This window comes from Lysinibacillus sp. BSL11, assembly GCF_052928325.1.
Genome location: NZ_JAVGCX010000001.1, coordinates 417693 through 441788, shown reverse-complemented (window position 1 = coordinate 441788; position 24096 = coordinate 417693). Strand labels below are relative to the sequence as shown.

Sequence of the window (24096 nt, the reverse complement as noted above, 5' to 3'; positions counted from 1 at the left end):
CAAGCATCCTCCACTCCAACCCATAAAAATGTTTCTTTATAGCAAAGGTTTTCATAAAGTGAATGTGTTCACTATTCATTTTATGGAGAGGTGCAAGAACGCAGTGAGTGAAGCAGCTTCGCTGGTGGAACGAAAAACAACCCTCGCCTTGCAAAATTGCTTTTTCTACGTTGATATTACCTTTTTTAATGGATTAAGCAGATAGCATTATAGTGCTTGAGGAATACATGAGCAAAAAGGAATAATAGCATATATTTACTAGTAAGTAAGCTCAACTATACTGGATGAAGGACCTGCTTTTGTCAAAATTACATCTTTCAGCATAGCCAAATTGTGGGCGATATCGTTTATAATATAGCTATTCATAAAAGAAAGTAGTGAATTGATATGGCAACAGGCACACACACGGTCGAAGTACCCGTAGGGATTGAACATGTATGGGATTTCGTTAGTGATATGGAAAAATGGGCAAAGCTTGTCCCTGGTTATAATGCACATGAAATGATTGATGAGAAACACTCCACTTGGACTTTTAAAGGCAATGTTGGCGTTTTGAAAAAAACAGTTGAAGTAGAAATTACAATCTTAGAATGGTTAGCACCATCTAAAGTTACATTTGAATTAAAGGGGCTTTCTGATAACTTCACAGGAAATGGCTATTTCCTCGCAGAAAGTATCGACGCTGAAAATACTAAAATGACAGGATTCTTAGAAGTCGTTGCGGGCGGGTTAGCTGGCCCTGTTCTAAATCCAATTTTTAAACCGATCGTACCAAAGGCAACACAAATGTTAACAGATCGTGTGGCTAATAAAATTAAATTAGTAAATGTTTAATGATACCAACATCCATGGGAATGGCATGCTAGACTATTACTTCTAGCATGTCATTTTTTTAGTAGTATCTATTTTAGACTATGTTCAAATGGCAACATCCTCGCATACTATCCTTCAAATCGTCATATGATGCAAAGGGAGGGATTATTATCGAACACAAAACTTGGAATATGCGCGAAACATTTTGTTTTCCTGGATATGGCTGCCCAACTGAAATAGCAGCTGTTCAAATTAAGCCACAGTGGCAGGCGATGCAGTTAGAGGATTCTTTGCGACTTATGGGCATCTATCATATCACCGCACACGTTCGCTTTGATTTTCAAGATATGCAAGCATTTGCAGAAAATGAAGATTTAATTACAATTGATGCTCTTGATATTCAAGGAGATACTGGTTATTTTGAGTATGCCGTTCCTTTACATGTGGATTTACCAAAAGAATCCGATGTCAAAGATTTAATGGTCAAGGATATTCGCCCTAGTCTGACAAATCAGGTGTGTCAGCTTGAGTGGACAGTCACAAGTGCTTTCAATGAATATGAACCTGTTGTTGAAAAAGATGTGTTAGACAATCCGCACCTATCAACACATGCTTTCGAACAAGAGGAGACATTGGCTGTAATTGAAGAAAGTATTCAAGTGAAACAACCTGCCGCAGTAGCAGCAGCTTCACGCCAAGAGAATTCTACAACAGTTAACCAAAAAGCTATATTAAGAGAATCCTCAAGCCATATTGTTGTACGTGAATCCAGTACTTGGCATGAAGTGCCTTCTATGATTTGGGATCTAACAGAAGAATATACACCGCTTAAAGTTCGTGTTTCAAATGATGTCTTTCAAAAGTAAATAGCAGAGAAGTAGCAGGAGTAATAAGAAGACTAAATCACCTGATGTTGGCACAATAATGACACGGATAAACTGAAAAGCACAAATCGGCACGATAATGGTTCTGCAATAAAAACGAACTTGTCGTAGCCAGGGTGGTAAAAGCCAAGGGTTATACTTGCGTCGTCGCATTTGAATTGTCACTTCCTTTTCTCTTTACTTTTCTCTTACTAAAAGATGACTAAATCACTTGAAAAATGACACGATCCTGCGGTACAATAAGGAAAATCAAATACAGATGCTATGATAGGGAAGAGTAAATTTTGACTACATTTTCAGAGAGGAAACGGTAGCTGAGAAGTTTCTATTTGTACGGAATTGAAGGTAGCCCTTGAGCAGCTTTAGTGAACTAATAGTAGTTAAAGCCGGTTAAACACCGTTACCGAATTGAGAGCCAGTAGAATAGGCTGAGAAAATAAGTCATTTAACATTTATCTTAACCCTGCTGGAATTAAAGGTGGTACCGCGAACTAAAACTCCTTCGTCCTTTTAGACGAGAGGAGTTTTTTTATTGGGTAAAAAAATAAATAGTATTTCTTTACCAACAGTTTTCAAACAATAGGAGGAGTCAATATGACAGAAAACATTTCAATGCCAACTAAATATGATCCACAGTCCATTGAAGCTGGTCGCTATGAATGGTGGTTACAAGGGAAGTTTTTCGAGGCACAGCCTGAAAGTGGGAAAAAACCCTATTCAATCGTTATTCCACCACCGAACGTAACAGGTAAATTACACCTAGGTCATGCTTGGGATACAACATTACAAGATATCCTCATTCGTATGAAACGCATGCAAGGCTATGATGCCCTATGGTTGCCAGGTATGGACCATGCGGGTATTGCAACACAGGCAAAAGTAGAAGCCAAGCTACGTGAGGATAATATTACACGTTATGATTTAGGACGTGAAAAATTCCTTGAAAAAACATGGGAATGGAAAGAAGAGTATGCTGGACATATTCGTGATCAATGGGCAAAGCTTGGTCTTGGATTAGATTATACACGTGAACGTTTCACATTAGACAAAGGTCTTTCAGACGCGGTAAAAACAGTTTTTGTTCAGTTATATGAAAAAGGCTTAATTTATCGTGGTGAACGTATTATCAACTGGGACCCAGCAGCAAAAACAGCATTGTCTGATATTGAAGTAATTTATCAGGATGTGCAAGGTGCCTTCTATCATATGAAATATCCATTAGCTGATGGCTCAGGCTATGTAGAAGTTGCTACAACACGTCCCGAAACAATGCTTGGTGACTCTGGGGTAGCTGTTCACCCGAACGATGAGCGTTACCAGCACTTAATTGGTAAAAACGTTATTTTACCGATTGTAGGTCGCGAAATTCCAATTGTTGCTGACGAGTACGTTGATATGGAATTTGGTACTGGGGTTGTAAAAATGACACCAGCCCATGATCCGAACGACTTTGAAGTGGGTAATCGTCACAATCTGGAGCGCATTCTAGTAATGAATGAAGACGGTACTATGAATGATCTTGCGGGCAAATATAAAGGAATGGATCGCTTCGAATGCCGTAAGCAAATTGTTGCTGATTTACAAGAAGCAGGTGTGTTAATTCGCATTGAAGAGCATATGCATTCAGTAGGACACTCTGAGCGTTCTGGTGCTGTTGTTGAGCCATATCTTTCAGCACAATGGTTCGTTAAAATGCAACCACTTGCTGATGCTTCCCTAGAGCTACAAAAGGACGAAGAAGGGAAAGTAAACTTTGTTCCTGCTCGTTTTGAAAACACATATTCTCGCTGGATGGAGAATATTCGCGATTGGTGTATTTCTCGTCAATTATGGTGGGGCCATCAAATCCCAGCCTGGTACCATAATGAAACAGGTGAAATATACGTAGGTAAAGAAGCTCCAGCAGATGCAGAAAACTGGACGCAAGATGAAGATGTACTAGATACATGGTTCTCTTCAGCACTATGGCCGTTTTCTACTATGGGTTGGCCAGATGAAGCAAATGAAGAATATAAACGTTACTATCCAACAAATACATTAGTAACAGGCTATGATATTATTTTCTTCTGGATTTCTCGAATGATTTTCCAGGGTCTTGAGTTTACAGATCAACGTCCATTTAAAGATGTGCTAATTCATGGTTTAGTACGTGACGGTGAAGGGCGTAAAATGAGTAAATCACTTGGCAATGGTGTTGATCCAATGGATGTCATTGAACAATACGGTGCAGATTCATTACGCTACTTCTTAGCTACTGGTTCATCACCTGGTCAAGATTTACGCTATACAACTGAAAAAGTAGAAGCAGTATGGAACTTTGCCAATAAGATTTGGAATGCATCACGTTTTGCGCTTATGAATATGGATGGAATGACATATGATGAGATCGATTTAACTGGTGAAAAATCAGTCGCTGATAAATGGATTTTAACGCGCTTAAATGAAACGATTGAACGCGTTACCTCTCTTGCAGAGCGTTATGAATTCGGTGAAGTTGGCCGTGAACTATACAATTTCATTTGGGATGATTTCTGTTCTTGGTATATTGAAATGGCAAAATTACCTCTTTACGGTGAGGATGAAGCAGCTAAAAAGACAACTCGCTCTATTTTAGCTTACGTACTAGATCAAACAATGCGTCTATTACATCCATTTATGCCTTTCATTACAGAAGAAATCTGGCAGCACTTACCACATGAAGGTGAATCTATTACAGTGGCAGCATGGCCAACAGTACGCACAGATCTTCATTTTGCTGATGAAGCAGATAATATGAAGCTCCTAATGGATATTATACGTTCAGTACGTAATATTCGTGCGGAAGTAAATACACCAATGAGCAAAAAAGTACCGTTGTTTATTTCAGCGAAAGATGCAGCAACAGCAGCTGTACTTGAAGAGAATCAAGCATATCTAGAAAAATTCTGTAATCCTGACACTTTAACAATTGGTGAAGGTTTAGAGGCTCCAGGACAATCAATGACGGCTGTTGTGACAGGAGCACAAGTTTTCCTACCTCTTGTTGGACTAATCAATCTAGAGGAAGAAATTGCCCGTCTTGAAAAAGAATTAGAGAAATGGGCGAAAGAAGTAAAGCTTGTTACAGGTAAATTATCGAATGAGAAGTTTGTATCGAAAGCACCGGAAGCGTTAGTCAACGCAGAACGTGAGAAATTAGCAGATTACGAAAGCAAGCATGGAGTTGTTTTAAAACGTTTAGAAGAATTAAAAAATATGTAAAGATGAAGCAATGGATGACGAAAAAGTCATCCATTGTTTTTTTATATAGAGCTAAAGATATGCATTGAATTAGGTAAAAATATATAGTATTATCTTAAATAAATTGGTCTAATAGATGATGTTCAGCACTAAACTTATAGGAAACAAAACCTAATTTCATTGTTATTTAGCCGTGAAAAACCAAATCTGAAATTGAGAATGGATGGTTTTTTAGATAGACAGTCTTTGTTAGTAAAGAAAATAAGAGCCAATGGAGGTGTTGAGAATGTCAGGAAATATTGCAACCATTATTACAAAAGTCAACAAAGCATGTGATGAATTAGACTTTGTAAGCGCGAGAGTATTGATCGAAACAAATCTCTTAAAATTATCCGAAGCAAAGTATTATCGTTTACTGAATACAAGTGGCCGTGTCCTGATTAAGCACATATTAGCAAATAGTAATCCTCAGCAGGATAGCATTAAATTATCAAGGACTGATTTATTAACAATCCAAAAAATTAATGAGTATTGCTCAGATTTTGATATATCGATGCTAAAAAGAACGTTAAAAAACGCTTTTGAATTAGTGCAACGCCCAGATGTTCATCCTTTATTAAATAGTGATGCAAAAACTATTTTAAATAATATGGGTGCTTTATTAGGTGCTCATAAAGTACACTAAAATAATATTAATACGAACACGCAGTTGCTAGCTGCGTGTTTTTTGTATTTTGTCATTTTGCTATGTTATTAAACGTTACTTGTACTAAAATAAAGATATTGCAGTAAGAAGGAGTGTTTCTTTTGTTTAACACAATGAACGAATGTACAAAATTTATTTTTACATTAAAAGCAGTTGATCATAAACGTGCGCCACTTGTTCTTATGCGAGAAGTACTAGGGCATTTAGATGAACCTCACAACAAGCTAAGAGTAATCCATGTAGCAGGTTCAAATGGTAAAGGTTCTACGGTGAACGCATTAAGAGAAATGCTTCAACATGCAGGCTACACTGTAGGGGCATTTACGTCTCCACATTTAGAGCGAGTCAATGAACGTATGACCATTAACGGCCGCCAAATTTCGGATGAGCAATTTCTCTACTATTTCAATAAACTTGCGAAAATTATAGAAGAACACTACAATGGCGATTTTCCAAGCTTTTTTGAGGTAGTTACACTGATTATGTTTCAATATTTTGCACATGAAGGAGTAGATATTGCACTTATTGAGACAGGGCTTGGAGGACGTTTGGATGCGACAAACGTAGTAAGACCGCTTATATCTATTATTACAACGATTTCGCTAGAGCATACAGCCTTTTTAGGTGACACCTTCGCAAAGGTTGCCGCTGAAAAAGCTGGCATCATCAAAGAAGGCATACCAGCTGTTGTAGGTGTTCAAAATGAGGAGGCATTGGCTGTCATTAAAGCTACTGCAGAGGAACGACATGCATCATGCTTAGTTTTAGGGCAAGACTTCACGGTGACAAATAGTTGGCAAAGTGCTGACTATCAGCACTTTACATATGAAAAGGCCCCTGTCTTGATGAAGGATATACCATTAAAAATGGCTGGTCAACATCAAATAAATAATGCAAGTTTGGCAATCACAGCCATGCTAACATTACGTGAGCAGGGGGCAATTGGCATTGCTGATGATTCTATTTGTCAGGGTCTACAATGCGCGCAATGGGCAGGCCGCTTTGAGCAATGGCCAAATCAAATTGTGCTAGATGGTGCTCATAATTCCGAGGGGACAGCTGCTCTTATCCAAACACTAAAAAATGTCTATCCAAGAAACCATTATCACTTTATTTATGCGGCATTAGCAGACAAGGATCATGCCAACAGTATAGTACTAATGGATACTGTTGCCACCTCGATCACTTTTACACAAATAGACCTACCGAATGCAATGCCTGCTGAAAGCTTAGCGATGTTGTCGACACATGCAAATAAAACGGTTCATACAGAATGGCTAAAAAGCCTTCAAACAGTATTACAAGAACGCCAAAAAGAGGATATTGTTGTCATTACAGGCTCATTATACTTTATAGCACAAGCTCGACAGTGGCTACAGGAGGAAGGACAATGATCCCAAACTTTGATCATTATAAAGAGAAATGGCAGGTTAAAAGTGATGATGTAATTAAACCAGGTCTTACAGCGATTGAAGAGGCTTTATCATTAGTAGGTAATCCTGAACAAACTTTACGTGTCGTCCACTTAGCAGGCACAAATGGCAAAGGCTCTACGTTAACATTTCTAGAGGCAATTGCACAAGAACATGGCTTACGCGTGGGCAAATTTATGTCACCGTGTATCATTGATGTTCATGACCAAATTCAAATAGCTGGTCAACCTATTAAAGAAGCTGAAATGGATCGAGTTTTTCAACAGATGCATGAGGCTGGGCTGAGTGGCAAACTAACCGATTTTGAATTGCTGACGGTGGCGGCATTTTTACATTTTGTCAATGGGCAGGTGGATATTGCGCTGATTGAAGCGGGAATGGGTGGTTTATTGGATAGCACAAATGTGGTAATACCCATTGTCTCTATTATCCCAAGTATTGCTTTAGAACACACAAAGTTTTTAGGGGGTACACTTGAAAGCATTGCACACCATAAAGCAGGTATTATTAAACAACAACGTCCAGTTATTATTGGTGATTTGCCGGGTGAGGCGAAGCGAGTTGTGGAGGCAGTAGCCAATCAAAAAAAAGCCACTCTATTTGCATTAGGTCAGCATTTTTCCATTAAGCCGACAACTGATGGAGAAAGCTATATAAATGACGTACAGCAGTTCCAAATAGCGAACCTGAAACGTGCTATGAAGGGGGCACATCAGGGGAACAATATGGCTCTCGCCATTACAGCATTTTTTGAAGTGGCGTCAGTATTAGGCGTGTCTATTGATCAAACAGCTATTCGTCAAGCTGTGCAAAAGGCCTCTATTTTGGGACGCTTTGAAGAAATAATGCCTTTCGTTATATTGGATGGTGCACATAATCCTGCAAGTGCTCAAAAATTAGTAGAAACGATTCAGTGTGAATATCCAAATGAGCAGATAACCTTTGTCGTTGGCATACTAGCAGATAAAGATGTTCAGCAGATTCTCGGGCTTCTAGAGCAGGTGAGTGATGACTTTTACTTCGTTGATTTTGCTAATTCACGAGCAATGCCAGCCCATCAAATGGCCAAACTTTCTCATGCAACATCGAAAACAACCTTGGTTGACTATGCATCCTTTATACAGGCACAATCACATAGACAGCAGAGAACCATTGTAGCAGGATCGTTATATTTATTAACAGAGGTTCGTCATAGATTGAAACAATGCAATAACTAGGGCTCTTGATAGGGAGTCCTAGTTTTTTTATGGCTGCAAATTTAGGATTGCAATGAGTTCCGTATCAAAAAATAATAAATTCGCATTTACCCTTTGGAATTTACATATAATATCATATGATGTTGGCATAGATAGGTGGAAGGATGAGGTGATAGTTAAATGAAAATTGTAAGTCATGTGATGAAAAAACAAATATTTCGAGCAATGATTATAGGTGGATTTGTTGGTCTATTAGGTGTAGCAATTTTTCTGGGCGTTTTACAAGCCAGCACGCAATTACCTTTAAAGAAAAATGGTAGTGAAGTGGCAAATAATCAATCACAAACAGAAACAATTCCAACTGCCGGGGAGACAACCAATACATCTAATGCATCTATGTTTTATGCAAGCCAAGCTGGCGTGTATTCAAACTATGAGAGTGCAAGTTCATTTGTTGCTGAGTATCCTGCCTTAAAAGAGAGCGCGATTGTTCAAGTTGATGACAAGTTTTATGTGTGGACAAGCATGGTGACGGAGGAAAGTCAGCTAAAATTTTTACAGGACCCCGCTACCTTTAAAAAGGCATTTAGCGTCAGTGGTGAAAGCTGTAAAGAACCGACCTTGGCAGAACTACCAACTGCTTTAGCAGATAAAAATGCCGCAAAATTAAATTTTAAGGAAAATGGCAAGGACTCAACGCTACCTGAGGATTGGCAGTCCATTGGTGCAGCGGCCTCTACTATTTCCAACGATATCGACATCATTCGTCTGCATGTTTTTGCACATTACCAATCTAAAAATACGTGTCTTCAAGTGAAGTTTTAACAATAAATTATAATGAAATCTTCATTATCTTGTTTTTTTGAAAATTTTCAAATTGTGCATTCTTCTGTATCATAAGGATAAGGAGGAATGATCAGATAATGTTAAAAACAAATCATAAGCTTGTCCTTGCTTCTGCTTCCCCTAGGCGTAAGGAATTACTTAACATGCTAACACTCCCATTTGAAGTCTTGACAAGTGAAGTGGAAGAAACAAGTGTACAGGCTCATACAATGCAGGATTATGTAAAAGGAGTAGCTTTATTGAAGACGCGTGATGTAGCCAAAAAAGCAGCTAATGCCACGATTATTGGTGCAGATACGATCGTTGTTTACAATCAAGAGCTACTACATAAACCCAAAACGCGTGAGGAAGCTATTTCTCACTTATTACGTTTGTCAAATAACAAACATAGTGTGATGACTGCGGTCGCTATAATCGAACCGGATGGAAAGGAAACGACCTTTGTGGAAGAGACGACAGTTGTTTTCCACCGTCTATCGCAGGAATTAATTGAAGCTTATGTAGATACAGGAGATCCTTTCGATAAAGCGGGTGGTTATGGCATTCAAACGATTGGTACACTATTAGTTAAACGAATTGAAGGAGATTATAACAATGTTGTAGGTCTACCACTTGCAGCTTTGTTTTCGCAATTGGTGGATCTACAGATAGTCCAGTTTGCGAAGGAGTGAATATTTTTGCTAGAAGACGCTTTACCAACTTTGATGATACGTGATGTCAATATAGAGGATCGCCCTCGTGAACGGCTATTACGACAAGGGGCTGAAAGTTTATCGAATCAAGAGCTACTCGCTATTTTATTGAGGACAGGCACAAAGGAAGAATCTGTGCTTGTTCTTGCAAATAGGGTGTTAAATGTTTTTGAACGACTCCATCATTTGAAGCACGCAACCATCGAAGAAATGATGGCTATTAAAGGAATAGGTGAGGTGAAAGCCATTCAATTAATGGCTGCCATTGAACTGGGTAGAAGACTGGCTCAAAAACATAATGATGAGAAATTCACGATACGTTCTCCGCAAGATGCAGCAACTTACTTAATGCCTGATATGACGTCGCTTAATCAGGAGCATTTTGTAGTGCTTTTTTTAAATATAAAAAATCAAATTATTCATAAGCAGACGATTTTCATTGGCAGTTTAAATGCCTCCATCGTTCATCCTAGAGAAATATTTCGAGAAGCTGTCAAAAGGTCTGCCGCCTCTATTATATGTGCCCACAACCATCCAAGTGGGGTGCCAACACCGAGCTCGGAGGACATTGAAGTAACAAAGCGAATTGTTGAAGCAGGCTATATTATAGGGATAGAGTTAATAGATCACGTCATCATCGGCGACCATCAATATATTAGTTTAAAGGAAAAAGGATATTTTTAACTCTGCATACAATATGCAGAGTTTTTTATGATTACACCATTTCGTTGTATAGAAAACTCTATTACAAATGGCCTTAATTATAACCAGGCCTAAAAATTTTTTGTATTTTTTTGTGGTATATTGGCGAACCTTTTTTCTTACATAACGTTAATGTATTCATAGAAAAGCAATTATCTTCACAAAAATTGGTAGCCTGATACACATTGTCTTATGGGAATAAAAATTATATGCTAATCTATACGTACTATTTTTAGTTTAAGAGGGAATTAAAATAGTATCTTTTCTGTGAGATGAAGTATGTGATACTACAAATTCTTGCGTTTTTCCGTTATAATGAACGGTATGAATTTTATCTTTATTCAGGGAGGACTCCCATCAAAATTGGTGGTGAGGTGAATGAGTGTGTAGTTTTTTCATAGGTGTAAACTACCAACTGATGGAGATAAAAAACTTTGACAGGTGTTATGGACTTTGAAAGGAGTCAATTGTGTATTTACACAATTCAATTTCCTATACATTGTCGTCAAATATATTGGATGTCAACGAAAGTATGGCTTATATAGAAAGGGAGTACACAATTTGTTTGGACTAGGAAGCAAAGATGTCGGGATTGACCTCGGCACAGCGAATACATTAGTGTTTATTAAAGGAAAGGGGATCGTATTACGTGAACCTTCAGTTGTAGCAAAAAATACAAAAACAGGGGATATTGTTGCCGTTGGTAATGATGCGAAAAATATGATTGGTCGAACACCTGGCTCAATCGTAGCGATTCGTCCAATGAAAGATGGCGTTATTGCTGACTTCGATATTACAACAGCAATGATCGAGTATTATTTAAAAGAAGCATGTAAAAACTCTGGAGGCAACTGGAAAAAACCAAATGTTATGATTTGTGTACCTTATGGTATTACTTCAGTGGAGCAGCGTGCTGTTATTGATGCTGCACGCCAAGCAGGTGCAAAAGAGGCGTTCACAATCGAAGAGCCATTTGCAGCAGCAATCGGTTCAAATCTTCCTGTATGGGATCCTACAGGGTCAATGGTTGTTGATATCGGTGGAGGTACAACAGAAGTTGCCGTTATTTCTTTAGGTGGTATTGTAACGAGTGAATCTGTCCGTGTTGGTGGTGATGCAATGGATCAATCCATCATTTCGTATATCCGTAAAACGTATAATTTAACAATAGGTGAACGTACAGCGGAAGCCGTAAAAATGGAAATTGGTACTGCATTGGCAGAAGGACCAGAAGCACGAATGGATATTAGAGGACGTGACCTGTTAACAGGATTACCGAAAACAATCGAAATTTCTTCACAGGAAATTTCTGAATCCTTACGTGAAGCGGTTGCCTCTATTATTGACGGTGTTCGTAAAACATTAGAACAAACACCTCCAGAATTATCTGCTGATGTAATGGAGCGCGGTATTGTATTAACTGGTGGTGGGGCACTGCTAACAAACTTAGACAAAGTAATCAGCCAAGAGACAAATATGCCAGTATTCATTGCAGAAGATCCTTTAGACTGTGTAGCAATTGGTACAGGTAAGGCATTAGATCATATCGACTTAATTCGTCAACAACAAGTTAAAGGGTAAGGAGGTTTAGGCAATGCCACACTTTTTTTTCAATAAGAAAGTAATTTTGCTGCTCATAGGCATGGTTTTTCTTGTGGCATTGATTAGCTTCTCATTACGTGATCGGACGAATGCAACTTTACCAGAGCAAATTATTAAAGATACTGTCGGTTTCGCACAATCGCTCGTTGCGAAGCCGGCGAATTATATTAATGGTGTTTTTAATAGTATTGACTCCCTCTTAAACACGTACGAAGAAAATAAACGTTTGAAAGCACGCTTAGAAGATTTTGCAGTTGTACAAGCTGAGGCTACGGATTTAAAATCAGAGAATAACAAGCTTCGAGAGCTTTTGGATAAAACTGAGAGCTTAAAGGCATTTAATCCAATTCAAGCAACAGTGATTGCTAGAAATCCTGACCAGTGGGAAGAGAAAATTATTTTAGATAAAGGGTCTTCTCATGGAGTCAAAAAAAACATGGCAGTTATGACGGCGAAAGGGTTAGTGGGGAAAATTACCCTAGTTACACCTTTCACATCTGAGGTAGAGCTTTTAAATACAAATAATCCAAACTATCGTGTTTCCGCGATGGTGCTAGGAGAAAAAGAAGCATACGGTTTAATCGAGGGCTTTGATGAAGAACGTAATGAACTCATTATGAAGCGAATCGATTCTAGCATGAAGGTGAAAGAAGGCGAGCAAGTAGTTTCTTCAGGTCTTGGTGGTATTTTCCCTAAGGGAGTGCCGATAGGAGAAATTATGGAAGTTAGTACAGATGATCATGGTTTAACAAAAATGGCGTATGTCAAACCATCTGCTGATTTTTCAATTTTAGAGCATGTTGTGATTGCAAAGCGAACATCCACAAGTATTGATGGTTCAGATGGCAATGCAACGAATGAGGATTTATCGAATCCGCAAGAGGCGAGTGAAGAGGAGGCGGAGTGATGGTTCGATTTCTCATTCCCTCTGTAGCGGTTTTACTATTCCTTTTAGAACCAGAATTTGCTATGCTTTCCCCTATTGAAATTAAAGGGGAAGTCTATTTTCTGGTACCGCGTTTTTTAATCTTATACCTTATTTTTATATCCATCTATTACAGCCGTCAACGAGCGGTAATGTATGGACTTTTTTTTGGTGTCTTGTATGATGTGTTTTACATTGATATTATTGGATTATATTCAGTACTTTATCCACTTATATGTTTTTTGGCAGGGTCTATCGTGAAAGTTATACATCAGCACTTAGTTGTAACAACTACAATTTCAGTTGTACTAGTAGCGATTTTAGAATTTATTCTCTATCAATTCTTTTTCCTAATCGATTTTACAGCAATTCCTTTAGCGGATTTCTTACGTTCACGACTACTACCAACAATCATTGCGAATGCTTTATTTTTAATGATTCTTGGGTGGGCCTTCAAGTATCTAATTAATGCGCGTGTCTTACAGAGAGCACGTGAGGTTTCTTAACAAAGAACAACGTGAGGTGAGGCATTCATGAAAAAACAGTTAGTTAATATGAAGGGAACGAAGGACGGTTTTGTACTACGCCTAGACGACCAATGTGCGTATGGTGAACTAGTGGAAGAATTAAAGAATAAGGTTTTAGAGGGCGGTATCGATGGTAAAGTTGATGTACAATTATACTTAGGCTATCGATACTGTACTGAAGAACAATTAAATGAACTTATAAAAATTATAGAAGAAACGGAGCAGCTTATTGTATCAAAGGTGCAAAGTGAAGTACTGACTGTCCACGAAAGCAACCAGAAGATGTTTGAAAGCCAACAAGATACATATATAGGAGTGGTCAGATCAGGACAAATTCTGCGTTCATCTGGGGATATTACCATCATAGGAAATGTCAATCCAAACGGTCGTGTTGAGGCTGGAGGTAATGTATATGTCCTAGGTAGACTTAAAGGGATTGCACATGCTGGTATGCAAGGTAATAAAGAAGCAATCATTGCAGCATCTCGATTTGAAGCCACGCATATCATGATTGCCGATCAAGTTCAGGTAATGTCAGATGAACATGTAAAAGCGATAAATCAAGTAGAAATGACTTGTGCATTTATTGGCTACGATGGACGCATTACGTACGATCAAATTCATGCCTTAAAAAATATTCGACCATTGTTAAATGTGTCTAAGGGAGGAAGCTAGTGTGGGAGAAGCGATCGTCATAACTTCAGGTAAAGGCGGTGTCGGTAAAACAACGACAACGGCTAACCTTGGGACTGCATTGGCTCTACAAGGTAAAAAAGTATGTTTAGTGGATACAGATATTGGCCTACGTAATTTAGATGTGATTTTAGGCCTTGAAAATCGTATTATTTATGACCTAGTTGATGTGGTGGAGGGACGCTGTAAAATTCATCAAGCATTGATTAAGGATAAACGCGTAGATGAGAAACTATTTTTATTACCTGCTGCTCAAACAACAGATAAAAACGCTGTTACCCCTGAGCAAATGAAGAGCTTAGTAGAGGAATTGAAAAGAGACTATGATTATGTATTAATCGATTGCCCAGCGGGAATTGAGCAAGGCTACCGTAACGCTGTTGCTGGTGCAGATCATGCGATTGTTGTCACAACACCTGAAATTTCTGCTGTTCGTGATGCAGATCGTATTATTGGTTTACTGGAGCAGGAAGAGATTACAGCACCTAAACTCATCATTAATCGTATTCGACAACATATGATGAAGAGCGGTGACACACTGGATGTCAATGAAATTACAACTCATTTATCTATTGATTTATTAGGCATTATTATAGACAGTGAAGGCGTCATCTCATCTTCTAATAAAGGTGAACCAATTGTAATGGACCCCTCAAATAAAGCGTCATTAGGCTATCGAAATATTGCCCGTCGTATTCTTGGTGAATCAGTGCCTTTAATGGCTATTCAAGATGAGCAAAGAGGGATGTTTTCAAAACTTAAAGCCCTTTTCTCAAAATAAATTAAAACCTTTTCGTGCAATAGTACGGGAAGGTTTTTTGTTGTGCATGTTTGGACATGCAATCACATATAGTGAGGAAAAAAGGATGAGGGCTTGTTTAAAAAATGGAAATGGTTCGTCACGATACTTCTTGTGGCAGCGATCATGCTTGTTATTCGTTTAGAGGATCAGGGTGTAGTGGATACACCTGTTCGGAAGCTTGTTACTACCTCTGCTGATTTAACGTATTTAAGTGAGCTCGGACAAAGCTGGTTCGAAAAAGAAAAAGAGACCATCATGGTTTCTAGTGATGTAGGGCAAGCAGATCTTTTAACATTTGCGAATGCCCAAGTATTTAAAGAAGGCTATCTATTGCAGTATGATGTTGGCTTACCTATCTATGCTGGTCAGAATGGATTAGTCGTTTTTACTGGCCATACAAAATACACAGGTAAGACCATGACCATCAGCTATGAAGATGGTACAACCGTTTCCTATGGTATGTTAGATAGTTTAGCTCAACTACCATACACATCTATTCAAGCAAATGATTTAATTGGCATGAAAGAAGCGGGTCAACTTTATGTGTCCATCGAAAAGGGAGATGCCCATTATGATTTAGAGCAAATTGTACAATGGCTTGAAACGACGGAGACAAATGAAGATTAAATTACATCTTTTGTGTATCCCTCTCGTATTTGTCATGATTTTTAGTGGCCAGTTAGCCTATTACGCGATCATTCTATTTTCATTACTGTGGCATGAGGCTGGTCACTTAGTTGCGGCAGTAATGTGTGGAGTGAAGGTGAAATCCTGCGTAATTACACCATACGGGGGAGAAATTCAATTTGAAAATCCAGCGGTTGTGCAAGCTTCGTCACTCCTATGGATTGCATTAGGAGGGCCAATCGCTACGATTATTGGGATTGGCCTCGCTTTTTTTATGCCTGATTTACTCGCTACTAAGCTTATAAATGTACAACTCGTGTTATTGGCTGTAAATATTGTACCCATCATACCGTTAGATGGTGGAAGGATATTGTTAGCCTGCCTATTTTTAAAATATCCAAGAGCTCACGTGATAGAGCTATATTATTGGTTATCATTCATCGTAGCTACTATACTATTACTTGTCACTTTCAAGTTCTTGCCACAATCTATTTTTTTAGCCATCATAAATTTATTCATTTGGTTGCAAGTGTTGAAAGAATGGCGTTATCGAAAATATCGAGTTGCTTTTGAAAAATATGTTATGAATAGATTGACTTGAAAAAAATCGTGTGGTAATATTTTAATGTTATTGTTTGTAGCACCCGTGCTACTACAACCGCTCTGTAAAGGTTTAAGTGTCTAGTAAGATCACCTTATGAAACAGGCGAGTCTGAGTCTAAGAGGAGGTGCAGTAAAATGTACGCAATTATTGAAACTGGTGGTAAACAAGTCAAAGTAGAAGCTGGTCAAGAAATCTATGTTGAAAAATTAGGCGTAGAAGCTGATGAGGTTGTAACTTTTGATAAAGTTTTATTCGTAGGTGGCGAAAACGTTAAAGTTGGCGCTCCATTCGTAGAAGGCGCTACTGTAACAGCTAAAGTTGTTAAAGAAGGCCGTGCGAAAAAAATCGTTGTTTTCAAATTGAAAGCTAAAAAGAACTACCGTCGTAAACAAGGTCACCGTCAACCTTACACAAAATTAGTTGTTGAAGCAATCAACGCTTAATTGTGAGGTATAGAGAATGATACAAGTTACGATTCATCACGATGAAAATAGACATGTGTCAGCATTCGAATTTTCAGGACATGCTGGTTATGATGAATCTGGTAAGGATTTAGTATGTGCAGGAGCATCAACTATAGCGATTGGTACTGTTAATGCTATTTATGCATTATTACAAATTCAGCCAGAAATCGAACAAGCTGCTGAAGGTGGAGGCTATCTCAAGGTAGATTTACCATCAGACTTAGAGCCTGAAGTAGATGCAAAACTACAGTTAATTGTTCAAGTAATGACTGCCCAAGTGTATTCTATGGTGCAAAATTACGGACAATACATCCAAATCAACTACAACCAAGTAGGAGGTGGAACTCGATGAAATTATTATTAGCATTAGACCTTCAACTTTTTGCATCGAAAAAAGGGGTAGGTTCTACTAAAAACGGACGTGACTCTGAGTCTAAACGACTTGGTGCAAAACGTGCTGATGGCCAATTCGTAACTGGTGGTTCAATTCTTTACCGTCAACGCGGTACAAAAATTTACCCAGGTACAAACGTAGGTCGTGGTGGTGACGATACACTATTTGCTAAAGTTGATGGCGTTGTTAAATTCGAACGTTTAGGTCGCGATCGCAAACAAGTATCTGTTTATCCAACAACACAAGAAGCTTAATCTTTTATAAGATAACATAAAGCGGAGGACTGCATTTATTGCAGTCCTTTTTTTGGCTAAATTTCAAAAAAGCCAATTTTGGACGCAATGACACCAAGGTATAATTGATTAAAGAATTAAGGGAAAAATACAGCAAAACTTGTTATACTAGTAAGGATAACTTTATTGGAGTGAATGGGATGAACAATCAATCACTAACCATTAGTGAAGTATTACGTTTTGCAAATCATGATTATGTGAATCAACTGCAACTGATTCGCATGAATTTAGATTTAGGTAGAATCGAGGAATCGAAAAAACTTATTCAACATTATTCAGAACAATTACGAGTGTTTTCTATCCTCAATCGACTACAATTACCACAAACAATTGAATGGCTTCAAACAGCAGGATGGCGTTACCCATCATTAGCATGGAAGCTAAGCGGTGAGATAAAAAAGCCTGTGACCATTGATATTGATCAGGGAGTTGTAGATTATTTAAACAAAACAGTTATGCATGTTTATGATACATTAGATCCATTTACAGAGCAGATCCTAACGCTTGATGTACGTGTTGACGATCATACATTTGCCGTGACATTCACGCTAAATGGGTTATGGAGTGCTGATGCATTCACCGAAAAAGGTTTGAAACAATTCGACATTCAAACAATTGAGCAGACAAATACGCGCTGGCAATATGTCTTGAGTGCAAATAGGGAGTGAACTAAATGTTTGTCGATCACGTAAAGATTTATGTTAAAGGTGGCGACGGCGGAGATGGTATGGTTGCCTTTCGTCGAGAAAAATATGTACCGAACGGTGGTCCAGCTGGTGGAGATGGTGGACATGGCGGTAATGTCGTATTTGAAGTAGAGGAAGGCTTACGTACATTAATGGATTTCCGCTATAAACGTCATTTTAAAGCACCGCGTGGCGAGCATGGTATGAGTAAAGGCATGCACGGTAAAAATGCGGAAGATTTAATTGTTAAAGTACCACCAGGTACAGTGGTTATGAATGAAGAAACAAATGCCGTTATTGCTGACTTAGTCGAGCATGGGCAACGAGCAGTTATTGCAAAAGCAGGACGCGGTGGACGTGGTAATTCTCGATTTGCTACTCCTGCCAACCCAGCGCCAGAACTTTCTGAAAAAGGTGAGCCAGGACAAGAATTAAATGTTATATTAGAGTTAAAAGTTTTAGCAGATGTAGGGTTAGTTGGTTTCCCAAGTGTTGGTAAATCAACACTTTTATCTGTTGTTTCCGCGGCTAAGCCAAAAATTGGTGCTTATCATTTCACAACAATTGTACCGAACTTAGGCATGATTGAAACGGATGACCATCGAAGCTTTGCGATGGCTGATTTACCAGGGCTGATTGAAGGGGCTCATGAAGGGGTAGGATTAGGCCACCAATTTTTACGACATATTGAACGTACACGCGTTATTGTCCATGTGATTGATATGTCAGGAATGGAAGGTCGCGATCCATATGAAGATTATTTAACAATTAATGAAGAGCTAAAACAATATAATCTTCGTTTAACAGAGCGTCCACAGATTATCGTAGCCAATAAAATGGATATGCCTGAAGCAGAGGAAAACTTAACAGCATTCCGCCAAAAGGTAGGGGAAGACGTTCAAATTTTCCCGATTTCTGCTGTCTCACGTCAAGGGTTAAAAGAACTGTTGTTTGCTATTGCGGATCTCTTAGAAGTTACGCCTGAATTCCCACTGTTTGATGAAGTTGAGGAACAATCAGACGCAACTGTCATGTACAAGCATGAGGCGAAAGGTGAAGATTTCGAAATCACTCGTGACGATGACGGTACATTTATTATTAGTGGTTATGCAATTGAGCGTTTATTTAAAATGACAGACTTTAGCCGTGAGGATGGTATACGTCGTTTTGCTCGTCAATTGCGTGCTATGGGTGTGGACGAGGCTCTGCGTGAGCGTGGAGCACAAGATGGCGATACAGTACGCCTACAAGAGTTTGAATTTGAATTTGTCGATTAAGACATGAGTTTTAGGGGGAAGCGTATGAAGAATGTTGCGAATCAGCGATATTATTTAGTTCGTGAGGATGTTTTAACGGATGCAATGCAAAAAACTTTGGAGGCGAAACACTTACTATCAAGTGGTTCAGTATCTTCCATTTGGGATGCGGTAAAGCAGGTGGATTTATCGCGAAGTGCGTTTTACAAATATCGTGATGCGGTTTTTCCTTTTCATTCAATTGTGCAGGAACGCATTTTAACAGTCTTTTTACAGCTTCAAGATAGAAAAGGAACACTTGCCAAGCTTTTAGAAACGGTGACAATTACACATTGTAATGTCTTAACGATTCATCAAACAATCCCTATTCAGGGACGTGCGAATGTTACATTGTCATTAGATGTAACAAGCATGACCTGTGATCTTGATGATCTTATCCAGCAATTAAAACGCTTAGATTTTGTGGAGTCAGCGGAAGTGATTAGTTCTGGAGCATTATAATCACAGAGAGTGTTCAATCCTTTAATTTTTGACAAAATGACAAACATCGTGTTGAAAAACCCCAATGGGTAAAGATACGATAACAAAGCTCAAATAAGGAGCTGTCCCTAGCGTTATTCATCACGAGGGACTGCTCCTTATTGTGCCATAAAGGAGGTATTTGCAATGACAAAGCAACAATGGGAAAATCGAATCGCCTATCTAGGACCAGAAGCATCATTTACATACCTAGCAACAAAAGCTACTTTTCCAAATGAGTGGCTTGTACCGTGTGCCACGATTCCAGAATGTATAGAGGCTGTTGCAGAGGGAAAGGTAGATTTAGCTGTCGTGCCGCTAGAAAATGCTCTAGAGGGCTCTGTATCATTAACATTAGATTACTTATTCCATGAGGCAACACTTTATGTAACTGGAGAGTTATTGCTGAAAATTCAGCAGCATTTAATGGTCAATAAAGTGCAGAAGGATGATTGGCAGTCAATCGAAGGTGTTTATTCTCATCCACACGCACTAGCTCAATGTCATAAATATTTATTTTATCGTTTTAGTCATGTACCGTTACATCAAACAACTTCAACTGCAGCAGCAGCGAAATATGTATCAGAAAATCCACAAGAGTGTATAGCGGCAGTTGGTAATGCAGCCGCAGCGGAAAAGTATGGTCTTGAAATAGTGGAGCAGAATATCCATGATTTTCATTTTAATCATACAAGATTCTTTGTACTGTCTAAGCAAAATAAACGATTGCCACAAGAGCTATCAGATGGGCAAGCAAAAACAACATTTATGATTACCTTACCAACAGATCGTTCAGGTGCATTACATCAGGTGCTTTCTGTTTTTGCATGGCGTCAGCTAAATTTAAGTAAAATCGAATCACGTCCATTAAAAACAGGATTAGGTGATTATTTCTTTATGATTGATGTATTAGCAGATGAAAAGGAACCGATGATGCGTGGGGCAATGGAAGAATTAGCTGCGCTAGGTTGCAAAGTAAAGTCTCTTGGTACCTATTTTACTTATGTAACATCAGACGAAGCATAGTAATGTGAAGGAGGAGGAAAGAAGATGGGTGGGATTATTTTATTCGATGGTGTCTGTAATTTTTGTGATAGCACTGTTCAGTTTATCATCAAACATGATCAAGCTGGCTATTTTCAATTTGCATCGCTGCAAAGCGAGGTTGGTCAATCGCTTCTCACTCAATATCATATACCAAAGAATATAGATAGTGTAATTCTTATTGAACAAGGGAAAGTGTCTGTTGAATCTACTGCTGCGTTAAACATTTGCCGTAAATTTGATGGATTGTGGCCTTGTTTCTATGCCTTCATCCTTGTACCACCATTTATTCGCAATGCATTATATCGATTATTTGCAAAGCAACGCTATCGTTTGTTTGGAAAAAAAAGTGAATGCTTATTGCCTACGCCTGCTCAACGACAAAGATTTCTTTCCTGATAGGGCCTAAGGGAACGATAGTTACGGACAGAAGCCCGCGCTTGATGAGACAATACCTGCATAAAAAAACAGAAAGCACCGTTTGAAATCAATTTTTCAGACGGTGCTTTTGCTATTCATTGATCTGTCACTAAGTAACCCTTTTTTTGTAAAGCTCGCTCAATTAATGTTAAAACTTCAACAGAGGGTGCTGTGATGACATGTAAATGAATGCCACCAGTGAGAGCAGATAAATAATTGGCCTGTGTTGCATTCACACGTTCGATAAATTGTTTCACTTCATGGCGGTTGGATACCATGATTGAGGCTGTCAGTTCACCATATATCGGATGTTCAACAATGACATTTTTGACGGTTCCGCCACAGTCTACAATCGTCATTAATTCATCTTCTGTCTGCTCTGATGTATGCAAGCAAGGGAATGTTCGTTCAACGGTTTGCTGTATTTGTTCTTGATGCATATAAAGATAGCCCTGGCTTGTAGCAATAATAGGCTCATTTCTTGCCTTTAATAAAGTCATATCATTGACGATTACTTGTCTAGAAACATTGGCGAACTTAGCTAAGTCTGTCCCAGTTATAGGTGCTTTATTTTTTTTTAATTGCGCTAATAGTTGCAGTCGGCGTTCTTCGCCTAACATTTTTTTCATAAGAGATCACCCCTGCTCGTAATAAAGGAATCCGTATTCCTTATGAATTAGTGTACCATGAAGCTTTTCTAACTTGCTGAAATTTTTGTATCCAAATGAAACATTGAACATATGATACGTAGAGAGGAAGGGAGGAAAAAATTGCGTATTCATATTGTTCAAAAGGGAGATACATTGTGGAAGATTGCGAAAGAGTACGGCATTTCGTTTGAAGATTTGAAGCGGCTCAATGTCCATCTTGCCAACCCAGATTATATTGTTCCAGGCATGGAAATTATATTGCCTGAAAAAATAAACAAAGAGCCGCATAGAGATTCACATAAAGAAATGCCGAAAAAGGAAACACAAGTGCATAAGGAGACACCAAAGGAAAGTCCTAAAAAAGAGGTACAGCGACCAATGCCACCACCACCGCCAATTGTACCGCCACCACCTATGCCAATGCCAGAACCACAAATGATACCGATACCAATACCGATGCCAATGCCAATGCAGATGCCACAACAGCCGATGTGGGTACCGCAGCCTGTGGAAATGAATTGGCACCAGCAATTGGTGATGCCACAAATGGAGCAAAATGTTACAATACCACCTGTACAAATACAGCCACCACCGCCGCCAGCACCTACACCGCCACCACCACCACCACCTGTAGCTAAACCGAAGCCAATGCCACAACCAGCACCACATCCACCAATGCATATCATGCCACAAATGCCTGCCGTACCACATTGTTCAAGTTGCCATCAGCCGATCTATCATCAGATGTGGTGGCCGATGCCAATGCAGCCGCAGGTCGAGCATTATACGATGCCACAGCAGCCAATGTCCTATGACATGCCAGATCATAAAGTTGGTGGAATGGAAGACTTTTTAGAGTCCACATCACCATTCTTCCATACGCAAGATCACCAAATGAAGCCACAAATGGATATGATGCCTGATATGAATATGGGGCAATCCTGTGGTTGTGGCACACAACCAATGATGATGCCTGATATGAACATGGGTCAATCCTGTGGTTGTGGCACACAACCAATGATGATGCCTGATATGAACATGGGTCAATCTTGTGGCTGTGGCACACAACCAATGATGATGCCAAATTGGCAAATGGACCCTTGTCATTGCCCGCCACCACCATGCCCATCAGCAACAGGTCCTTGGATGTCACCGCATTATTTCCCAGGCGGGATGACGCCTTATCGATGGTGAAAAAGCATATATTGTAGAAGAAGTAAAGCCAAATATTTGGAAATATAAGTATCGATCGAAAAATTATTTTGTCAAACGTGCAAAGCAAGTGGAAATTGCAGAGAAGGTAAGAACCATTCATCGCCAATTAGGACGTATGGAACCTTCTTTGATCCTACCATTAGTTCAGAGCGATGATGAGCAGTTAATTGTGCAAATGTGGCAAGAAGGAAGCCACGGTGCTAACTTTGCGCATAAAAAAGATCGTAAGGAATCTCTTAGACTATTAATCGCTTTACATGATACACATAAAAAGATTGCTTGGCAGCGCATGCCAGGCTTGCATACCTACTCACAGCTTTTAAAATGGCAAATGCGTCATATGCGTTTTAAAAGTAGAAGAAATGAGTTTCGAACATTTTTAACGAAAGAAGAAATTGATCAAATACTGCATTATAGTGATAAGTCATTACAATTGATTGCATTGGAAGATGCACCTGAAAAAGAGATTACGCTATTGCATGGGGATGTAGTTCATCATAATTTTTTATGGTGCTCCGATGGACAATTACGTTTAATTGATTTTGATTTAGCACACCTTGGTGAAGCGGATGACGAGTATATTTTATGGTTACATCGTGTGTTACCTGCTGTAGATTATGATCTTGGAAAGATTTTTGCAGAGTTACCTGAGCTGAAACGACTGGATAAAAGAAAGCTTCATCGCTTAAAATATCCGAATGAGTTATTACGAGAATGGCTGTTTGCTATAGATTTACCACTAGAGCAACAGCTAGTATTTTTAGATTATTTAGTACCGTTTACAAAACGAGCCCTCACCTATTGGCCAAAACTGTGGTACGATATTGATAGATTTGTCAAGAAATGACCGTCAACTGGCGGTCATTTTTGTCTGCGAACGGCGT

The 24096-nt window shown here is 38.9% G+C and carries 27 protein-coding genes and 2 other annotated features; of the genes, 26 read left to right on the top strand and 1 reads right to left on the bottom strand.

From position 1 onward, the window contains the following. The first annotated feature begins 387 nt into the window (after positions 1-387). The 24 genes from RCJ95_RS02230 (at position 388) to RCJ95_RS02115 (ending at position 21326) form a co-directional block, all read left to right on the top strand. Positions 388-834 carry a CoxG family protein gene (locus RCJ95_RS02230; protein WP_221680889.1) on the top strand — a complete coding sequence of 149 codons (447 nt, stop codon included), beginning with the start codon at positions 388-390 and terminating at the stop codon, positions 832-834. An 80-nt stretch (positions 835-914) separates the two neighbouring features. Further along, the gene (locus RCJ95_RS02225) at positions 915-1679 is read left to right on the top strand and encodes a valyl-tRNA synthetase (protein WP_255601109.1); all 765 of its coding nucleotides are present in this window, start codon (positions 915-917) and stop codon (positions 1677-1679) included. A gap of 273 nt (positions 1680-1952) precedes the next feature. Continuing rightward, positions 1953-2210 (top strand) — a binding site (T-box leader). Between the two features lie 81 nt (positions 2211-2291). Next, the gene (locus tag RCJ95_RS02220) at positions 2292-4937 is read left to right on the top strand and encodes a valine--tRNA ligase (RefSeq protein ID WP_446721841.1); all 2646 of its coding nucleotides are present in this window, start codon (positions 2292-2294) and stop codon (positions 4935-4937) included. A gap of 265 nt (positions 4938-5202) precedes the next feature. Then, on the top strand, positions 5203-5601 hold the full coding sequence (locus tag RCJ95_RS02215) for a hypothetical protein (RefSeq protein ID WP_016991882.1): 399 nt from the start codon (positions 5203-5205) through the stop codon (positions 5599-5601). A 134-nt stretch (positions 5602-5735) separates the two neighbouring features. Beyond that, a complete protein-coding gene (locus tag RCJ95_RS02210; protein WP_446721860.1) occupies positions 5736-7016 on the top strand; it encodes a bifunctional folylpolyglutamate synthase/dihydrofolate synthase in 1281 nt (426 codons plus the stop codon). Continuing rightward, complete coding sequence (locus RCJ95_RS02205) at positions 7013-8272, top strand: bifunctional folylpolyglutamate synthase/dihydrofolate synthase (protein ID WP_257520267.1); 1260 nt, start codon at positions 7013-7015, stop codon at positions 8270-8272. Before RCJ95_RS02210 ends, RCJ95_RS02205 begins: the two co-directional genes overlap by 4 nt. 159 nt (positions 8273-8431) lie before the next feature. After that, positions 8432-9076 (top strand): hypothetical protein, encoded by a 645-nt coding sequence (locus tag RCJ95_RS02200; RefSeq protein ID WP_221680886.1) that lies wholly within the window; start codon positions 8432-8434, stop codon positions 9074-9076. A gap of 98 nt (positions 9077-9174) precedes the next feature. Continuing rightward, positions 9175-9768: a Maf family protein gene (locus tag RCJ95_RS02195; protein ID WP_446721840.1), complete on the top strand. Its 594-nt coding sequence runs from the start codon at positions 9175-9177 to the stop codon at positions 9766-9768. Between the two features lie 33 nt (positions 9769-9801). Further along, positions 9802-10473, top strand: coding sequence for a RadC family protein (gene radC / locus RCJ95_RS02190; protein WP_192807141.1), 672 nt, complete (start codon positions 9802-9804; stop codon positions 10471-10473). Between the two features lie 579 nt (positions 10474-11052). Further along, on the top strand, positions 11053-12072 hold the full coding sequence (locus RCJ95_RS02185; RefSeq protein ID WP_004226654.1) for a rod shape-determining protein: 1020 nt from the start codon (positions 11053-11055) through the stop codon (positions 12070-12072). Between the two features lie 13 nt (positions 12073-12085). Continuing rightward, the gene (mreC, locus tag RCJ95_RS02180; protein WP_004226655.1) at positions 12086-13000 is read left to right on the top strand and encodes a rod shape-determining protein MreC; all 915 of its coding nucleotides are present in this window, start codon (positions 12086-12088) and stop codon (positions 12998-13000) included. Continuing rightward, entirely contained in the window at positions 13000-13524 is a 525-nt protein-coding gene (mreD, locus tag RCJ95_RS02175; protein ID WP_004226656.1) for a rod shape-determining protein MreD, read from the top strand. Before mreC ends, mreD begins: the two co-directional genes overlap by 1 nt. A 27-nt stretch (positions 13525-13551) precedes the next feature. Further along, entirely contained in the window at positions 13552-14220 is a 669-nt protein-coding gene (gene minC, locus RCJ95_RS02170; protein ID WP_004226657.1) for a septum site-determining protein MinC, read from the top strand. A gap of 1 nt (position 14221) precedes the next feature. Next, positions 14222-15019, top strand: coding sequence for a septum site-determining protein MinD (minD, locus tag RCJ95_RS02165; protein ID WP_004226660.1), 798 nt, complete (start codon positions 14222-14224; stop codon positions 15017-15019). A gap of 93 nt (positions 15020-15112) precedes the next feature. Then, on the top strand, positions 15113-15667 hold the full coding sequence (locus RCJ95_RS02160) for a peptidoglycan DD-metalloendopeptidase family protein (RefSeq protein WP_016991889.1): 555 nt from the start codon (positions 15113-15115) through the stop codon (positions 15665-15667). Next, positions 15657-16268 (top strand): stage IV sporulation protein FB, encoded by a 612-nt coding sequence (locus RCJ95_RS02155; protein ID WP_221679899.1) that lies wholly within the window; start codon positions 15657-15659, stop codon positions 16266-16268. The genes RCJ95_RS02160 and RCJ95_RS02155 overlap by 11 nt, the downstream gene beginning before the upstream one ends. A gap of 45 nt (positions 16269-16313) precedes the next feature. Further along, positions 16314-16391 (top strand) — a sequence feature (ribosomal protein L21 leader region). Positions 16392-16405: 14 nt separating this feature from the next. Then, on the top strand, positions 16406-16714 hold the full coding sequence (rplU, locus tag RCJ95_RS02150) for a 50S ribosomal protein L21 (RefSeq protein ID WP_004226667.1): 309 nt from the start codon (positions 16406-16408) through the stop codon (positions 16712-16714). Positions 16715-16730: 16 nt separating this feature from the next. Beyond that, a complete protein-coding gene (locus RCJ95_RS02145; protein WP_004226670.1) occupies positions 16731-17087 on the top strand; it encodes a ribosomal-processing cysteine protease Prp in 357 nt (118 codons plus the stop codon). Next, a complete protein-coding gene (rpmA, locus tag RCJ95_RS02140; RefSeq protein WP_016991892.1) occupies positions 17084-17383 on the top strand; it encodes a 50S ribosomal protein L27 in 300 nt (99 codons plus the stop codon). The genes RCJ95_RS02145 and rpmA overlap by 4 nt, the downstream gene beginning before the upstream one ends. 179 nt (positions 17384-17562) lie before the next feature. Beyond that, positions 17563-18090: a Spo0B domain-containing protein gene (locus RCJ95_RS02135; protein ID WP_257520264.1), complete on the top strand. Its 528-nt coding sequence runs from the start codon at positions 17563-17565 to the stop codon at positions 18088-18090. A gap of 5 nt (positions 18091-18095) precedes the next feature. Then, entirely contained in the window at positions 18096-19385 is a 1290-nt protein-coding gene (gene obgE, locus RCJ95_RS02130) for a GTPase ObgE (protein ID WP_446721839.1), read from the top strand. Between the two features lie 24 nt (positions 19386-19409). After that, positions 19410-19865: an ACT domain-containing protein gene (locus RCJ95_RS02125; protein ID WP_004226679.1), complete on the top strand. Its 456-nt coding sequence runs from the start codon at positions 19410-19412 to the stop codon at positions 19863-19865. Positions 19866-20030: 165 nt separating this feature from the next. Further along, a complete protein-coding gene (gene pheA / locus RCJ95_RS02120) occupies positions 20031-20909 on the top strand; it encodes a prephenate dehydratase (RefSeq protein WP_446721838.1) in 879 nt (292 codons plus the stop codon). A 24-nt stretch (positions 20910-20933) separates the two neighbouring features. Beyond that, the gene (locus tag RCJ95_RS02115) at positions 20934-21326 is read left to right on the top strand and encodes a thiol-disulfide oxidoreductase DCC family protein (protein ID WP_004226682.1); all 393 of its coding nucleotides are present in this window, start codon (positions 20934-20936) and stop codon (positions 21324-21326) included. A gap of 116 nt (positions 21327-21442) precedes the next feature. On the opposite strand, the gene RCJ95_RS02110 is transcribed toward RCJ95_RS02115, so the two are convergent. Continuing rightward, complete coding sequence (locus tag RCJ95_RS02110; RefSeq protein ID WP_036075810.1) at positions 21443-21976, bottom strand: transcription repressor NadR; 534 nt, start codon at positions 21974-21976, stop codon at positions 21443-21445. A gap of 141 nt (positions 21977-22117) precedes the next feature. Between RCJ95_RS02110 and RCJ95_RS02105 the strand changes: the two genes are divergently transcribed. Beyond that, on the top strand, positions 22118-23191 hold the full coding sequence (locus RCJ95_RS02105; protein ID WP_221679905.1) for a LysM peptidoglycan-binding domain-containing protein: 1074 nt from the start codon (positions 22118-22120) through the stop codon (positions 23189-23191). Then, complete coding sequence (locus RCJ95_RS02100) at positions 23181-24059, top strand: phosphotransferase (protein WP_313150612.1); 879 nt, start codon at positions 23181-23183, stop codon at positions 24057-24059. The genes RCJ95_RS02105 and RCJ95_RS02100 overlap by 11 nt, the downstream gene beginning before the upstream one ends. Positions 24060-24096 lie beyond the last annotated feature (37 nt).

Bases quoted from the DNA above. Each gene is read 5' to 3' on its own strand.
- RCJ95_RS02155 (WP_221679899.1), top strand. From the start codon at position 15,657: ATGAAGATTAAATTACATCTTTTGTGTATCCCTCTCGTATTTGTCATG.
- rplU (WP_004226667.1), top strand. From the start codon at position 16,406: ATGTACGCAATTATTGAAACTGGTGGTAAACAAGTCAAAGTAGAAGCT.
- RCJ95_RS02145 (WP_004226670.1), top strand. From the start codon at position 16,731: ATGATACAAGTTACGATTCATCACGATGAAAATAGACATGTGTCAGCA.
- RCJ95_RS02135 (WP_257520264.1), top strand. From the start codon at position 17,563: ATGAACAATCAATCACTAACCATTAGTGAAGTATTACGTTTTGCAAAT.
- rpmA (WP_016991892.1), top strand. From the start codon at position 17,084: ATGAAATTATTATTAGCATTAGACCTTCAACTTTTTGCATCGAAAAAA.
- RCJ95_RS02210 (WP_446721860.1), top strand. From the start codon at position 5,736: ATGAACGAATGTACAAAATTTATTTTTACATTAAAAGCAGTTGATCAT.
- RCJ95_RS02200 (WP_221680886.1), top strand. From the start codon at position 8,432: ATGAAAATTGTAAGTCATGTGATGAAAAAACAAATATTTCGAGCAATG.
- RCJ95_RS02230 (WP_221680889.1), top strand. From the start codon at position 388: ATGGCAACAGGCACACACACGGTCGAAGTACCCGTAGGGATTGAACAT.
- RCJ95_RS02125 (WP_004226679.1), top strand. From the start codon at position 19,410: ATGAAGAATGTTGCGAATCAGCGATATTATTTAGTTCGTGAGGATGTT.
- minC (WP_004226657.1), top strand. From the start codon at position 13,552: ATGAAAAAACAGTTAGTTAATATGAAGGGAACGAAGGACGGTTTTGTA.
- obgE (WP_446721839.1), top strand. From the start codon at position 18,096: ATGTTTGTCGATCACGTAAAGATTTATGTTAAAGGTGGCGACGGCGGA.
- RCJ95_RS02115 (WP_004226682.1), top strand. From the start codon at position 20,934: ATGGGTGGGATTATTTTATTCGATGGTGTCTGTAATTTTTGTGATAGC.
- mreC (WP_004226655.1), top strand. From the start codon at position 12,086: ATGCCACACTTTTTTTTCAATAAGAAAGTAATTTTGCTGCTCATAGGC.
- RCJ95_RS02195 (WP_446721840.1), top strand. From the start codon at position 9,175: ATGTTAAAAACAAATCATAAGCTTGTCCTTGCTTCTGCTTCCCCTAGG.
- mreD (WP_004226656.1), top strand. From the start codon at position 13,000: ATGGTTCGATTTCTCATTCCCTCTGTAGCGGTTTTACTATTCCTTTTA.
- radC (WP_192807141.1), top strand. From the start codon at position 9,802: ATGATACGTGATGTCAATATAGAGGATCGCCCTCGTGAACGGCTATTA.
- RCJ95_RS02225 (WP_255601109.1), top strand. From the start codon at position 915: ATGTTCAAATGGCAACATCCTCGCATACTATCCTTCAAATCGTCATAT.
- RCJ95_RS02215 (WP_016991882.1), top strand. From the start codon at position 5,203: ATGTCAGGAAATATTGCAACCATTATTACAAAAGTCAACAAAGCATGT.
- RCJ95_RS02110 (WP_036075810.1), bottom strand. From the start codon at position 21,976: ATGAAAAAAATGTTAGGCGAAGAACGCCGACTGCAACTATTAGCGCAA.
- pheA (WP_446721838.1), top strand. From the start codon at position 20,031: ATGACAAAGCAACAATGGGAAAATCGAATCGCCTATCTAGGACCAGAA.
- RCJ95_RS02205 (WP_257520267.1), top strand. From the start codon at position 7,013: ATGATCCCAAACTTTGATCATTATAAAGAGAAATGGCAGGTTAAAAGT.
- RCJ95_RS02220 (WP_446721841.1), top strand. From the start codon at position 2,292: ATGACAGAAAACATTTCAATGCCAACTAAATATGATCCACAGTCCATT.